This is a genomic window from Ulvibacterium sp. (genome assembly GCF_965228935.1).
In the GTDB taxonomy this organism is placed as follows: Bacteria; Bacteroidota; Bacteroidia; order Flavobacteriales; family Flavobacteriaceae; genus Ulvibacterium.
Genome location: NZ_OZ245846.1, coordinates 1,915,613 through 1,931,081 on the forward strand (window position 1 = coordinate 1,915,613; position 15,469 = coordinate 1,931,081).

At 42.5% G+C, this 15,469-nt stretch carries 12 protein-coding genes; 9 read left to right on the forward strand and 3 right to left on the reverse strand.

Annotation, left to right across the window (positions count from 1 at the left end):
* The first annotated feature begins 1 nt into the window (after position 1).
* Positions 2-1,525, forward strand: a complete 1,524-nt coding sequence (locus tag ACO06Y_RS08005) for a hypothetical protein (RefSeq protein ID WP_422083319.1) — start codon at positions 2-4, stop codon at positions 1,523-1,525.
* Here the strand turns inward: ACO06Y_RS08005 and ACO06Y_RS08010 are convergent.
* Complete coding sequence (locus ACO06Y_RS08010; RefSeq protein ID WP_422083320.1) at positions 1,485-3,926, reverse strand: SusC/RagA family TonB-linked outer membrane protein; 2,442 nt, start codon at positions 3,924-3,926, stop codon at positions 1,485-1,487. The genes ACO06Y_RS08005 and ACO06Y_RS08010 overlap by 41 nt on opposite strands.
* A 352-nt stretch (positions 3,927-4,278) precedes the next feature.
* Between ACO06Y_RS08010 and ACO06Y_RS08015 the strand changes: the two genes are divergently transcribed.
* From ACO06Y_RS08015 to ACO06Y_RS08030, 4 genes are all read left to right on the forward strand, one after another.
* On the forward strand, positions 4,279-5,316 hold the full coding sequence (locus tag ACO06Y_RS08015) for a LacI family DNA-binding transcriptional regulator (RefSeq protein ID WP_422083321.1): 1,038 nt from the start codon (positions 4,279-4,281) through the stop codon (positions 5,314-5,316).
* 76 nt (positions 5,317-5,392) lie between these two features.
* Positions 5,393-6,082, forward strand: coding sequence for a beta-phosphoglucomutase (gene pgmB, locus ACO06Y_RS08020; RefSeq protein WP_422083322.1), 690 nt, complete (start codon positions 5,393-5,395; stop codon positions 6,080-6,082).
* Positions 6,083-6,214: 132 nt separating this feature from the next.
* Positions 6,215-8,536, forward strand: coding sequence for a glycoside hydrolase family 65 protein (locus tag ACO06Y_RS08025; RefSeq protein ID WP_422083323.1), 2,322 nt, complete (start codon positions 6,215-6,217; stop codon positions 8,534-8,536).
* A 97-nt stretch (positions 8,537-8,633) separates the two neighbouring features.
* Positions 8,634-10,424 carry an alpha-amylase family protein gene (locus ACO06Y_RS08030; protein ID WP_422083324.1) on the forward strand — a complete coding sequence of 597 codons (1,791 nt, stop codon included), beginning with the start codon at positions 8,634-8,636 and terminating at the stop codon, positions 10,422-10,424.
* Between the two features lie 60 nt (positions 10,425-10,484).
* Here the strand turns inward: ACO06Y_RS08030 and ACO06Y_RS08035 are convergent, their stop codons facing one another.
* Positions 10,485-10,901: a hypothetical protein gene (locus tag ACO06Y_RS08035; protein ID WP_422083325.1), complete on the reverse strand. Its 417-nt coding sequence runs from the start codon at positions 10,899-10,901 to the stop codon at positions 10,485-10,487.
* A gap of 260 nt (positions 10,902-11,161) precedes the next feature.
* On the opposite strand from ACO06Y_RS08035, the gene ACO06Y_RS08040 reads away from it, so the two are divergent.
* From ACO06Y_RS08040 to ACO06Y_RS08050, 3 genes are read left to right on the forward strand one after another with little or no spacing between them, the layout of a single operon-like run.
* Complete coding sequence (locus ACO06Y_RS08040; RefSeq protein WP_422083326.1) at positions 11,162-11,851, forward strand: glycerophosphodiester phosphodiesterase; 690 nt, start codon at positions 11,162-11,164, stop codon at positions 11,849-11,851.
* Positions 11,851-13,128 carry an NAD(P)/FAD-dependent oxidoreductase gene (locus ACO06Y_RS08045; RefSeq protein ID WP_422083327.1) on the forward strand — a complete coding sequence of 426 codons (1,278 nt, stop codon included), beginning with the start codon at positions 11,851-11,853 and terminating at the stop codon, positions 13,126-13,128. The genes ACO06Y_RS08040 and ACO06Y_RS08045 overlap by 1 nt, the downstream gene beginning before the upstream one ends.
* A 4-nt stretch (positions 13,129-13,132) precedes the next feature.
* Positions 13,133-13,681 carry a DUF1697 domain-containing protein gene (locus tag ACO06Y_RS08050; RefSeq protein WP_422084246.1) on the forward strand — a complete coding sequence of 183 codons (549 nt, stop codon included), beginning with the start codon at positions 13,133-13,135 and terminating at the stop codon, positions 13,679-13,681.
* A gap of 96 nt (positions 13,682-13,777) precedes the next feature.
* Here ACO06Y_RS08050 and ACO06Y_RS08055 read toward each other — a convergent pair whose 3' ends face one another.
* On the reverse strand, positions 13,778-14,251 hold the full coding sequence (locus ACO06Y_RS08055; protein WP_422083328.1) for a TspO/MBR family protein: 474 nt from the start codon (positions 14,249-14,251) through the stop codon (positions 13,778-13,780).
* Positions 14,252-14,345: 94 nt separating this feature from the next.
* Between ACO06Y_RS08055 and ACO06Y_RS08060 the strand changes: the two genes are divergently transcribed.
* On the forward strand, positions 14,346-15,455 hold the full coding sequence (locus ACO06Y_RS08060) for a diphosphomevalonate/mevalonate 3,5-bisphosphate decarboxylase family protein (protein ID WP_422084247.1): 1,110 nt from the start codon (positions 14,346-14,348) through the stop codon (positions 15,453-15,455).
* Positions 15,456-15,469 lie beyond the last annotated feature (14 nt).

Here is a 15,469-nt window from a genome sequence, read left to right on the forward strand (position 1 = left end):
CATGAGACATTTATTATGTATTTTATCGATATGGTTCATCACCCTTGTTCAGGGGTTGGGGCAGGTTGCACTTAAAACAAATGAACAGGTTGACGGATATCATGCAATTCCCCAAGAGCGAATTTTTGTCCATATCAATTCTTCCCTATTGTTAACAGGCGAATATCTCTATTACAAAGTGTATTGTCTAGAACGTGGAAATGGAAGCTTAAGCAAGCTTAGTAAGATAGCCTATGTGGAATTGGTAGGGCCTGGGGGCGACCCCATTTTCAAACATAAAATCCTATTGGAAAAGGGGGTTGGTTATGGTGATTTTTTTATGCCCACCAGTATCGGTTCGGGGACGTATAAAATATTGGCCTATACCCATTGGATGCGCAATCAGAATCAATCCGATTTTTACCAAGGTGATATTGCGATTGTAAATCCCTATTTGGCCAATCAGGATATATTCCAAAAAACAACTTCTTTTAAAGTTGATTCCTTGGGAAAGCCAAAGGAATTGGACACTAAAAAAGCTTCCTTAATTGGGGTTGTTTCGGAAAAAAATGGGCCCGTGGATCTGACGATCAACGGAACGGAATTTAAAAAACGTGCAAAGGTGTCACTTTCCTTTCAAAATAGGGATACTGATAAGACCATGGGAGGGGATTACTCCATTTCCATCAGGAAAAAGAATGGTATGCCGGCACCACTACAAGCAGGAATGATTGATTTTTTTGAAAAGGATCATCTTATCGATGAAAGGCCGTCCGTCATAATCGGGGATACCATTTATCTTCCTGAATTACGTGGAGAACTGTTATCTGGTAGGGTCATTGCGCCCCAAGGGAATAGACCCATCAGTGGTTTAAAGGTAGTGCTATGCATTCCAGGAAAAGACTACTTTTTTGAAGTGGCTGAAACTGACGAATTGGGAGATTTTCACCTAAATATAGACCAATACTATTCCGGGGAGAAGGCTATCTTACAGGTCTTATCGACCAATCCGGAAAGATACAAGGTTAAGTTGAGGGGACACAAACCCTTGGATTATTCCAAATTGCATTTTAAGGAAATAAGGATAGATTCAACGATGCGAAAGGAGATTTTACAACGGAGCATCCATAATCAAATCGAGAATTCCTACTTTCAGTTTCGGCCGGATTCCGTCTTGTCCAATCCCCTAAGGCAGTTTTCCGACAACAAGGAAAAAGAAGTGTACCTCCTCGATGATTATGTACGCTTCAAAACGCTTCGTGAGACCCTTGTAGAAATCATAAATAATGTTTCCTTCAGAAGGTTGGACAAGAACAATGAACTCATACGCATAAAAGGGTTTGATTACGCTCAAGTTACAGACTTACCTCCATTGATCCTTATGGATGGCTGTCTTATACAGGATAATAATGCCCTTTTGGATTTCGATGCCCGAACCATTGAATCAATAACTGTTTTAAGGCACAAGCTTGTCTTTGGGCCCGAGGTGTTCCAAGGGGCTATGGTCATAAACACAAAAACCGGTGATGGCTATGGGCAATTTTAGGTGTGCCATTTTCATCCACATTACCGGAAAAGACGGGCCCCCAAATTTGGCCAATTTCCTCACCTTCCTTGACACGGATAACGCTAGTGTTGTTCTGCCCTGGTGACCCTAGATTCCCCAAAACTTGATCCCCTTGGGGGTTCTCTTCCAAGGTATTCTTATTTTGGGTAAAGATTATTCCAGTATTATAGGTCAATTTATCATTTCGGACCACATCGTAGTTGGCGGATAGCTCAATACCCGTTACGCCTAATTGACCCGAGTTTTGCCAACGCTGGGAGAACCCATCATTTTCTGCGGCATCAATATTGGCCAAGGTAATGAAGTCCCGGATGTCACGGATGAAGTAGTCTGCGGTGGCCCCGAATCGATCCATTGCGAATTCTATCCCAAAGTTAAACTCTGATTTTTCCTCCCATTTCAAGTCTGGGTTTGCAGCTCGTCCATTGTCTTGGGTAGTTGAGGCACCACTTGAACCATCGGCACCATTTTGTACGTTGAAAATCTGTTGATTTAAACCTACAGCGGGTGGTATGGCGCCCGTGAGACCCCAACCTGCACGGACTTTTAAAAGATTGATGTTGGGCAGTTGAAGATATTTATTCAGGTCGGCACCGGCACCCACCGAAGGGAAGACACCCCATTGGTTCTCGGAACCAAAGCGACTGGATCCCTCACGGCTAATGGAGGCATCAAAGTAAATGGCATCATCAAAGGTCATATTTAATCGACCAAAGAAACGGATGATACGATCTCCATCCTCTCTTCCACTATCAGCTACTATACGACCGGCTTCCAAGAGGTCTTGGGCCGCATCAATATTATTACTCCAGTCAAAATCGACTCCTGGAGGGAAATCCCCGATTTGGAAATAGTTGTAGTTGAAATCGTTTTCCTGAAAGGAATATCCGGCAGTTACCGTAAAATTGAATTTCTCGGCAAACGTATTCGTATAGGCTCCATAGCCTTCCAATAAGCGGAAACGCCGCTCTTCACTATAGAAATCAGCACGGCCCCTTCGGGTCGGGCTCAGCGCATTACCCTGCCTTAAACTAGTTGTCGGGAAATATTGATTTCGATCTGTCTTAATATTTTGGGCAGCATAGTTCAAATTTAGGGTAAGATTATCGGTGACCCGATAATTCAGGTTTACGCCATAATTTAAGGTGGTGGCCGCAGCATCATTGCGTTCTTGCTCGGCTATGGAAACCGGGTTAAAGCTGTCAAACAAGCCCAAGGTTTCAAAGTAACCGCCAAACTGCTCCGAAGCAAAAGGGAAAGGTGCATCGTCCCCAAAAACGGGAGCCGTTGGGTTATAACTGGTAGCGTAGCGCAAGGCCTCGTTGAAACCGATTTGGGAATCCCGTTGGGTAAAGGCCGCATTAACGTCAATTTTTAATTTGTCATCAAATAAAAGTCCTGTAAAATTGGTACGGAAGTTAAATTGCTGGAAACCGGTATTGATTAAAATGTTGTCCGTATCCCTAATGTTACCGGCCACACGATAATTAAAGCCCTCGCCTCCTCCGGAAGCGGCTATATTGTGGACGTGGGCCACACCGGTCTGGGTCACTTCGTCCCTCCAATCGGTATCGCTGCCCAGATCGTTACCTCCAGCAGCCAAAAATTCTTGCCGGTCCATCAACTCGATTTGGTTCGCAATGGTCGAGACCCCCATTTGCCCATTATAGGTAACGCGTAGGGGCTGCCCTGCTTTACCCTTTTTGGTGGTGACCACAATTACCCCGGCAGAACCCCGAGACCCATAAATAGCGGCCGCGGAACCATCTTTTAGTACCGTAATGTTTTCAATATCCGCGGGGTCTACGCTATCCAGGGAACCTCCCAGAATTCCATCAATAACCACCAAAGGTTGTTGGTTACCTCCCACCGTGGAGATACCCCTCAACCGGATTACGGGCTGGGCGTTAGGATTTCCACCTCGGTTTACCACACTTAAACCGGCAACCTTACCTTGTAGTAACTGAGTCGGTTCTTGAACGACCCCCTGGTTAAAGTCTTCGGTACTGACACTGACCACCGAGGAGGTAATTTCCTTTTTGGCTTGGCTACCGTAACCTACGATGACCACTTCATCCAATGCCTGTGCATCCTCCTGTAGGACAACATCAATAGTTGTTTGCCCTGCAACGGGGATTTCCTGGTTGCTATAGCCTATATAGCTAAAGACCAAAATAGCATCATCATCTAGACCGTCAATGGTATAATTACCGTCAAAATCAGTCTGTGTACCGTTGGTCGTCCCCTTTACCACAATACTGGCCCCTGGCAGGGGCCCTAAGGCATCGGAAACCGTTCCGGATACTTCCTGTGCCTGGGATAAACCGAAGCACAAAAGTGCCCCAGCCATCACAAGGCTTCTTAGTAGCGTAATCTTCATAAAAAGCTAATTTTAAGTTGAGTTAATTTATAATCGAAAGTTAAAAATATGTAAAATACTTGTTAATATCCTATCATAACGAAATCAAGGCTTACGAAAACGGTTTCGTGTTGATAACTTTTTCAAAATATCACAATCACAAATTATGGTTTATTACTTTAAACTATTCGTATTTTTGTTTAAAAATAGTGATAAAACCGCAATTTTATCCAAATATAACATTTTTTACTTTTTGCCCGATTTTTGAAGATGGAACCATTGTCCAAGAGGGTAATGTTAAATGATAACATTTCCTTAAGAGTTGAATCTTTAATGGTTACTTTTCTTTTTTTAACAGAATTAAAGCTGCATTTTGAAACGAAAGATTACGCTTAAGCACATTGCACGGGAACTGGAAGTTTCTATTTCCACAGTTTCCAAAGCCTTAAAAAATAGTGAGGAAATAAGCCGGGATACCAAGGAGAAAGTCCAGGCCTTCGCGAAACTTTATAACTACAAACCCAATAACGTAGCTATTAGCCTTAAGAATAAGCGCACCAAGAATATTGGTGTCATTATACCGGAGATTGTCCACCATTTTTTTACGACCGTCTTTAGGGGCATAGAGAAATATGCCAATCAGAAGGGATATAACGTCATTGTGTGCGTGTCCGATGAATCCTTTGATAAGGAGGTCATTAATATGGAGCTATTGGCCAATGGCAGTGTGGACGGTTTTATAATGGCCCTGTCCGCCGAGACCCAACTTAAAAACGATTACAACCATTTAAAGGAAGTTACGGAACAAGGTATTCCCTTGGTTCTCTTTGATCGTGTTGCGGATGAGGTGGCCTGTGATAAGGTATTGATCAACGATAGGGAAATTGCCAGACAAGCGGTAAACAAACTTCTGGATCAGGGAAGAAAAAGAATTGCACTGGTGACCACGGATAACTACCTAAATGTAAGCAATAAACGGGCAAGAGGCTATTTTGACGCGCTGGAGGGCAGAAATCAGGCAATTGATGAAAATCTTATTATAAAATTGCCCTATACCTATTTGGGTATGGATAAGATCCCTATCCAAGCTTTTTTTGAAAAAGAAAAGGTGGATGCCGCATTCTGCGTCAATGAAATGTTTGCGGTCCATTGTATGCGGGTGGCCCAGGACATGGGGTTACAGGTTCCGGAGGATATTTCCTTTATCGGATTTACGGATGGAATCCTCTCGAAATATGCGAGCCCTACCTTAACGACTGTAGCCCAACATGGGGAGCAAATGGGGGAGATAGCGGCAAAAATGCTTATAGAGCGGGTGGAGCAGGAAAATGAGGATGATGAAGATGAGATATTCCAGACAAAAGTGATTAGCGCAACCTTAATTGAAAGGGATTCTACTGTGAATGGTTAATCGTAAAAGAATTACGTAAACTTCATATGCCAAGTAAACCCAAAACCAAACTTCTAAGCTATTTTAGCACCAAATTATGAAAACTGAACCCATGAACAATACTCCTGGATTTATATTTGACTTGGATGGTGTAATCGTGGACACCGCTAAATATCATTATTTGGCCTGGAAGAAGTTGGCAGATGAACTGGGCATAGCGTTTACCGAAGAGGACAACGAACGTTTTAAGGGGGTAAGCCGAAAAAGATGCCTGGAAATCCTTTTGGAAATGGGAGATATCGAAGCTTCGGAGGAACAGTTCAATGCCTGGCTTCGCGAGAAAAATGAAGACTATCTAGCCTATATCGATACCATGGATGAAACGGAAATATTACCGGATGTCCCTAAGGTTTTACAGTACTTAAGGGCCAATAACATCCCCATGGCCCTCGGATCTGCGAGCAAAAATGCTAAACCTATTTTGGAAAAAGTTAACTTATTATCGTATTTTGATACTGTCGTGGACGGTAATGAGGTGTCCAAAGCGAAGCCAGACCCCGAGGTTTTTATCAAGGCTTCTGAAAAATTGGGCACTAGGCCAGAACATTGTGTAGTATTTGAGGATGCCTTGGCAGGGATAGAGGCCGCAAACAATGCGGGAATGACCAGCATAGGTATCGGAGATGCGGAAATACTGTCCAATGCAAAATTCAATTTTATCGATTTCACGGAAATTGATGACAATTTTCTAAAATCATTGTTGGATAGGGTAGGCAGTAATGATTAAGTAATTGGTATCTGCAATTGGCGTTGAGGCCTTATATTTGGGTTACGGTTTATATATTGTAAACAGTTGACCTTTGGCCTGTTTAATTTCAAGACTTCATACATTGTAAAACTAGCAAAAGAACATAAAAAAATGAATCAAGATTATATAAGTCCCGATGAATGGTCCATCATTGAGGAAGGGTTTGATACTGAAAATGTAAAGGCATCGGAAAGTTTGTTCAGTATAGGAAACGGGGCGATGGGGCAGCGTGCCAATTTTGAGGAACAGTATTCAGGTCCAACCTTTCAGGGAAGTTACATTGCGGGAGTCTACTATCCGGACAAAACCAAGGTCGGTTGGTGGAAAAATGGATATCCGGAGTATTTTGCCAAGGTATTGAACGCTCCCAATTGGATCGGGATACATGTATTGCTAAATGGAGAACCCCTTGATTTGAATACCTGCAAAAAGGTAGCTGATTTCCGTAGGGAACTCAATATGAAAGAGGGTTGGTACCAAAGATCATTTAAGGCCATAACCTCTGTTGATGTCTCCGTAGATGTAAAGGTCACCCGATTCCTAAGCCTTGACTTGGATGAGGTGGGGGCGATCAAATTCGAAATTTCCCCCATGGATAGTGATGTAGAAATAACGTTTAATCCGTATTTGGACAGTGGTATTACCAATGAGGACAGTAACTGGGACGATAAGTTTTGGAATACCACAAATATCGAATCGGAAGGGAATCAAGCCTTTATTGAGGCACACACCATGAAGACCCATTTTGCTACCTGTACCTTCATGGAAGCACAGGTATATCATGAAGGTAAAAGAGTGGATCTTACTCCTTCAGAGGCTAAAAAAGAGCTATGGATAGGTCACGAATATGTGCAAAAAGTGGACAAGGGAGAAAGCCTATCATTGATCAAGTTCGGGGGATATACCGTTTCTACAAACCATAAGCCGAACGAATTAATTCAGGCCGCAAAGAATGCATTAAAAAAAGCCACCGATTTAGGATTTGAAGCACTATTGGATGCCCAAAAAAAAGCCTGGTTCAAAATATGGGAAATGAGCGATATTACCATTTCTGGGGATGTAAAGGCACAGCAAGGCATACGTTTCAATATTTTTCAATTAAACCAGACCTATCTTGGTACGGATTCACGGCTCAATATAGGCCCAAAAGGGTTTACCGGTGAAAAGTATGGAGGAAGTACCTATTGGGATACGGAAGCCTATTGTATCCCTTTTTATATGGCCACAAAGGATCAGAAGGTGGCCCGAAACCTTTTACAATATCGGTACAACCATTTGGAGAAAGCTATTGAGAATGCCCAAAAACTAGGCTTCAACAATGGGGCGGCCCTTTATCCCATGGTTACCATGAACGGGGAGGAATGCCATAATGAATGGGAAATTACCTTTGAGGAAATCCATAGGAACGGTGCCATAGCCTTTGCCATTTATAACTATTTCCGGTTTACGGGGGACTATAGCTATATTCCCGAAATGGGATTGGAAGTTTTGATTGGAATTGCACGTTTTTGGCACCAACGCGCTAATTTTTCGGAACTAAAGCAGAAGTATGTCATATTGGGGGTTACCGGACCAAACGAATATGAAAACAACGTTAGTAACAACTGGTATACCAATTATATTGCCAGATGGTGCATTAACTATACCTTGGAACAGTTACAAAAGGTAAAGGAAGGGTACCCGGAAGATTACAATAGGATAATAGGCCTTACCAAGTTAAGGGACGCGGAAACCGACGAATGGGAACAGGTGGCAGCGAATATGTACTTTCCATATTCCGAAGAGCATGGCATCTATCTTCAGCAAGATGGGTTCCTGGACAAGGAGTTGATTACGGTCGCCGAGTTGCCCAAATCCCAAAGGCCCATTAATCAAAAATGGAGCTGGGACCGAATTTTAAGATCGCCCTACATTAAACAAGCCGATACACTTCAAGGATTTTACCTCTTTGAAGATCAATTTACCTTGGAGGAACTTGAAAAACATTTCGATTTTTACGAACCTTTTACGGTACACGAATCCTCCCTGTCCCCCTGTGTACATAGTATCCAGGCCGCTAAATTGAACCGTATGGAGCAGGCGTACCAATTTTATCTGCGTACTTCACGTTTGGATCTGGACGACTATAACAAAGAGGTGGAGGAGGGTCTGCATATCACTTCCATGGCCGGTACCTGGATGAGTATCGTAGAAGGTTTTGGCGGTATGCGGATTGTAGAAGATAAGTTGTCCTTTACTCCAAGGATACCTAAACAATGGGAAGGGTATTCCTTTAAGATCAATTTCAGGCATCGTATCCTCAAGGTTTCCATAACTAAAAAGGAAGTCAAGTTTGTTTTGGAAGGCAGGGAGGATATGTCACTTCGCGTCAATGGTGAACGGGTAGTCGTTTCACCGAACCGGGAAACCATTATTGAAAATCAACTTGTTTAAATCGCGTAACCATTTTTACCGGATGAAGAACTGTTTGATCCTTGCCCTATTTTTTATAGGGTGGGGTTGCAAGCATGAGCAAAAACAGCCAGAGCCTATGCGCCAAGAAAAGAAAGAAGCAAAAAAAGAAGTAGTATATCAGGTTTTTACGCGATTATTCGGCAATACCCAAACCAACAATACACCTTGGGGTACTATAGAAGAAAACGGTGTGGGAAAGTTTAGCGATTTTACAGGTGGCGCCCTGGAAGAAATCAGGGCCTTAGGGGTTACCCATATTTGGTACACCGGTGTTCCCCACCATGCTTTGGTGACGGATTATGGCGAATACGACATATCGCGGGATGACCCGGATGTGGTAAAGGGTAGGGCCGGATCTCCCTATGCCGTAAAGGACTATTACAATGTAAATCCCGATTTGGCGGAAAACCCCGAAAAGCGATTGGAGGAGTTTAAGGCGTTGATACAACGCACCCATAAGGCGGGCTTAAAGTTGTTGATCGACATTGTGCCCAATCACGTAGCCCGAAATTACGAGGGTCAATCTACCCCAGAAGGGTCGGAACCCTTTGGTGTTTCGGATGACACTACGGTGGAGTACAGACGCGACAACAATTTTTATTATATACCCGATAGTGTTTTTAAAGTCCCGCAATGGCAAAATGGGTATTTACCCTTGGGTGGTGATGAACATCCATTGGTAGATGGGCAGTTTGAGGAAGTCCCCGCCAAATGGACCGGAAACGGCTCCCGTTTGGCGCAACCACACTTTAATGATTGGTATGAGACCGTGAAAATAAACTATGGGGTACGTCCGGATGGTTCCTATGATTTTGATATACTACCCCAAGGATTTGAATCCAAAGATTACCGAGCACACTTTCAATTTTGGCAGGACAAGGATGTACCCGATTCTTGGATCAAGTTTAGGGATATTGCCCTGTATTGGATTAATATGGGCGTGGATGGATTTCGATTTGATATGGCGGAAATGGTTCCCGTAGAGTTCTGGAGCTATATGAACAGTCACATTAAAATGAAAAATCCAGATGCGTTTCTGTTGGCGGAGGTGTACAATCCACAATTGTATCGGGACTATATCCATAAAGGAAAGATGGATTACCTCTACGACAAGGTAGAGATGTACGATTCGCTCAAGCATATTATGCAGGGCCATGGTTGGACAGACCATATTCCGGTGGTAAAAAAAGGAACGGCCGACATAGCCCATCATTTGTTGCATTTTCTTGAAAATCATGATGAACAACGCATTGCCAGTCCCAATTTTGCCGGAGATGCACAAAGAGGAAGACCGGCCATGGTGGTATCCGCAACAATGACCACGGCTCCCTTAATGATTTATTTTGGTCAGGAAGTAGGGGAACCTGCCCAGGAAAATGCAGGCTTTGGCAGTCCTACCCGAACCTCCATTTTTGATTATATAGGAGTGCCCCACCATCAACGATGGGTAAATGATAAAAGATTTGATGGGGGACAATTATCGGAAGACGAGCGCGCTCTACGCGATTTTTATAAACGGCTGCTAAACTTTACGATCAATAGTAGTGCCCTTATGGGCGAATACCAAGATATCCATTTCTACAACAAGGAAAACTCGGAAGGATATGATCATAGGGTATTATCCTATGTACGCTGGTCTCATTCTGAAAGGTTGATAGTCGTTTCTAATTTTGAGGCGAATGATTCCCGTGTTTTTCAGCTTAAGATTCCATCTGAGATTGTCCAAAAGTGGCATTTGGATGAAGGGAATCACAAAGTGACGGATGTCCTGTACGGTAGTACCGGTACGCTAAAAGTAGTTGACGGAGTTGGGAAGTTGGATGTTTCGCTTAGCTCATTGCAGTCCTTTATCTTTAAAATCGACTGATTCTTTAAAGAATAAATAAAGGTCTCCCATGGAGACCTTTATACATGCATTGTATCCCAACTATTTTACCTTTTTATAGATTAAACCTACCAAAAGCCCCATAACGGCATAGAAAACTATGTAGATAAATCCATTTACCACAGACCCGGTCATGTCCAGGAAATTGGAGGTAGCGTGATTGATAAGTCCATGCCCAAATCCTACCAAAATACCTGCCCAAATACCATACTTTAGACCATCCATTGGGGTATAACTATCGGAACCCCAATTCCTAAAGATGCTGGAAAAGGCGAAGGCCTGGATAAGGCAACCAAAGGCCAAAAGCCCAAAATCGGGCATTTCCTTACCCACACCTGTGGCCGTACCCAAGTGGTTGTTCATAAAATCTTCCGCTAAGATACCCCAGAACAGGAAGCCACCCAAAAAGGACCATACAGCGGCAACAATCGTCGAAATTAAATTGGTTTTTGTAAACATTGTTATGATTTTTAATTGGTTGTTGTACACTAAATATATTGAAAAATCCAAAATAAGTGTTATTAAAGTATATTTATGTAATTGATTTTGTGTGATTTACAATGATGTCCAAAGAAATGTGTTTTACATTTTCCCAGCGATTCCTTTAATGGATTCTTGGCAGACGGTAGTATATTTGTGTTAAAAGTATTGTTATGGAAAATTATAGCCGATTCATTGTGATATTGGTTTTGTCAATCGTACTACAAAGTTGTAATGATATGAAAGAACCGCTGGTGATTGGCCATAGGGGAGCTATGGGCCATGAGACGGAAAATACCTTGGCTTCTATACAGAAAGCTTTGGATTTGGATGTGGACATGATCGAAATCGATGTTTTTAAAATTGCCAGTGGTGAAATGGTTGTATTTCATGATGACACGGTAGATCGTTTGACCAATGGGGGAGGCCATATTGAAAAATATGACATCGATGAGCTCCGGAAGCTTATTGTGGAAGGGAACCATAAAATTCCCTTATTACAGGACGTTTTGGAACTTATCGATAACAAAGTCCGCCTGAATATAGAATTAAAGGGAGCGGATACGGCCGATTCGGTGAATGACATTGTCAATGATTATGTAGATCGGGAAGAATGGATTTTGGATAATTTCATCATCTCTAGCTTTCGTTGGGAAGAGCTCAAAAGAACACGCGAACTCAATGAAGGAATTCCGATTGCCATCCTGGCTGCGGATAGCCCATTGGATGCCCTGCCCATTGCCAAAGAATTGGATGCCGAAGCCATTAACCCCAATTATCGGAAGTTGGATCTGGACATTGCCCAGGAAATCATGAATGCGGGTTTTAAGATTTATCCATGGACGGTAAATGCACCCGGGGATATTGCCAGAATGAAACGAATAGGTGTAGACGGAATTATTACCAATTATCCAGAGCGCGTAAACTAATGTATGATGTTATCATTATAGGAGGTGGCGCAGCTGGGTTCTATGCCGCTATCCAGATTGGGGAATCTGCCCCGGATTTGAAAATTGCCATCCTTGAAAAAGGGAAGGAAGTACTCTCCAAAGTGAAGGTTTCCGGAGGAGGCAGGTGCAACGTCACCCATGCGGAGTTCGACCCTAATGAATTGGTACATAATTATCCAAGGGGAAACAAGGAATTGTTAGGCCCTTTCCATAAGCACTGTAGTGGGGATACCGTCGCTTTTTTTGAGGAACGGGGGATCCAATTAAAAATTGAGGAGGATGGCCGAATGTTTCCCGTAACCGATTCCTCTCAAACGATTATCGATTTTTTTCAAAAAGAAACGGAGCGTTTGGGAGTAAAAGTGCTTAAACATAGTGCGGTCACCAATATCTTGCCCCCTGATTCGGGGAATGATGAACCTCTTTGGGAGATAACGACCATAAAAGGAACATATACCTCAAAAAAAATACTGGTTGCCACAGGGAGTAATCCCAAAATATGGAAATTGTTGGAAAACTTGGGGCATACCTTGGAACCCGCGGTGCCTTCACTTTTTACGTTCAATATTAAGGACAAGCGTATTTCTGGTATTCCCGGCGTCAGCACCTATGCCAAAGTAGAGTTATTGAAAAGAACGTTCAATCCTAAAATCACAATAAAGCTAAGCAGCAAGGTAGCGGACGAGACCCTTTTGGTCTCGGAAGGCCCTTTGTTGGTTACCCATTGGGGAATGAGTGGCCCGGCCATCTTAAAATTATCGGCCTGGGGAGCGAGGATCTTAAATGAATATGGCTATCGATTCAGGATTCGGGTCAATTGGTTGCCCGATTATCACAAAGGAGCCGTATTCCCTTTGTTGTTGGAGATCAAGGATGTGGAAGCAAAGAAGACCGTACTTCGTACCAAAGCCGTGGATGTTCCCCGTCGCCTGTGGACTAATTTGGTAAAGGCATCCGGAATAAATGGTGATACCAAATGGGCCGATGCTTCCAAAAGTCAATTACAACAGTTGGCGGAACAACTCACCGAATGTGAGTTCCTGGTCGTGGGGAAAAGTACCTTTAAGGAAGAGTTTGTTACCGCCGGCGGGGTGAGCCTAAAAGAAATCGACTTTAAAACCTTTGAAAGCAAAATATGGCCCAACCTCTATCTTGCCGGAGAAGTAATAAACGTAGATGCCATCACCGGAGGATTCAATTTTCAAAATGCCTGGACCGGGGCGTATATTGCGGCCCAGGGAATTACAGGCAGATAACGCGATGCAAACCTATATCATTTTATTACGGGGTATAAACGTCAGCGGCCAAAAGAAAATCAAAATGGTCGATCTGCGTATACTGTTGGTGAAACTTGGTTTTCAAAATGTAGCTTCCTATATCCAGAGTGGTAATATTATCCTTGAGGCGAAAGATCAAACGATTAAAAATGTGGAGGACAGGATTGGAGATGGAATCCGGGAACATTTTGGATTCGATGTTCCGGTCCTGGTAAAATCCAAAAAAGATTTCGAAAGAATAATCATGGAAAATCCTTTTAAGGATAAACCTTCATCGGAGGGCAACCGAATCTATTTTGTGTTGTTGAAAAATGCCCCGGAACAAATGTTTGTCAATGCCCTTGAACAAGAGATCTATGAAAATCAGGAATTTAGTATTATTGATGACTGTGTTTACCTATACTGCAAAAATGGCTACGGTAATGCAAAGTTGGATAATAACCTTGTAGAGCGGAAATTAAGCGTACAGGCCACCACGAGAAACCTCAGAACCATGTCAAAATTACTGGAAATGGTAAGGGTAGACATATAAAGTTTTTAAATTTCACCAAACACCAAACACCAAACACCAAACACCAAACACCAAACACCAAACATGTCATGCTGAGCGTAGTCGAAGCATCAGACATCAATTCAATTCCCAAATCTTATAATTTAACAAAGTGGCGAAAGATACCCATAAAAAGTAGGGAATCAGTAAATAGGCCGCTAAGCTGCTCACTACTTTAAACCATTTTATGGTAAGGGCCAAAAGAATGAGCAAGGACAAAATAACGATCAAGGCCCAGAAAGGATTTTTTAACCCAAAAAAGACAATGCTCCAAGCACCATTGAGCAGTAATTGGAATCCAAAATGGTATAGTGCCGTTTTTACCCAACGATGATGTAGCCCTTTGGCCCATACAATCCCAGCTGCAATACCCATTAAAATGTATAATAGCGTCCAAACCGGGGCAAAAATCCAATTCGGGGGATTAAAGCTCGGTTTTTCCAAGGTAAGGTACCAATCATTTACAGAACTTTGGGTAGCAAATCCGGATAAGAAGCCAATAACAAGACAAACGCCAATGGCAATAGCAATATGTAACAGTTTTCTTTTCAATTTAGTTGGGGTATTCCCCCTAAAATAGCAATTTATTTTAATTGCCCATGTTGAAAGAGGGCTAAAAACTATCTTTGTGCAAAACAAGATGTCCGTGGTAGAAAACGACTTTGTTCCCGCAGGCTATACGGCCCAGAGTGAAAGGGGAAAGGTAACATGGAGAGCACCTAGCAATATTGCCTTGGTAAAATATTGGGGGAAAAGGGAAAATCAGATTCCGGCCAATCCTTCCCTAAGTTTTACCTTGGATGCCTGTAATACGACCACTTCACTTTCCTATGAAAAACGGAATGGCAAACGAACGGATTTTTCCTTTGAACTTTTTTTTGAAGGTAAAGCCAAGGATGATTTTAAACCCAAAATTGAGCTGTTTTTTAAACGTACCAAGCACTATCTACCTTTTTTAAAGGACTATCATTTTAAAATAGAAACCTCCAATTCCTTTCCCCATAGTAGTGGCATAGCTTCATCCGCAAGTGGCATGGCGGCCCTATCCCTTTGTCTTATGGATTTGGAAAAACAACTTGATCCTGATATGGGCATGGATTTTATGCTCCAAAAAGCTTCCTTCCTGGCCCGTTTGGGATCGGGAAGTGCCTGTAGAAGTATTCAAGGTAACCTTATTCAATGGGGTGCGCATTCGGGGATTCCCGGAAGTTCGGATCAATATGGGATACAATATCCGTTTAGGGTACATAAGGTCTTCAAAAATTATCATGATACCATTTTGCTGGTAGACAAGGGCAAAAAACAGGTGAGCAGTACCATGGGTCACAATTTAATGCACGGACATCCATTTGCCGATAACCGTTTTAAGCAGGCTCATGAAAACATATCCAGGCTAAAACCGGTTTTTGCTGATGGAAATCTAAAGGAATTTATCAATATCGTGGAAAGCGAGGCTTTGACCTTACATGCCATGATGATGACCAGTGAACCCTATTTTATGCTAATGAAACCAAATACCCTGGAAATTATCCATAAAATATGGGAATTTAGAAGAGAGTCCAATAGCAATCTATGCTTTACATTGGATGCCGGGGCCAACGTTCATGTGCTGTATCCTGAATTTGAAAAAGAAAAAGTACATCAATTCATTAAAAATGAACTGATTGTATTTTGTGAAAAGGAGCAGTATATTTGCGACCGAATTGGATTTGGAGCAAAAAGATTAAAATCGGTTTCGGATAATTTATACGGGTAAACCACGTTATTTGA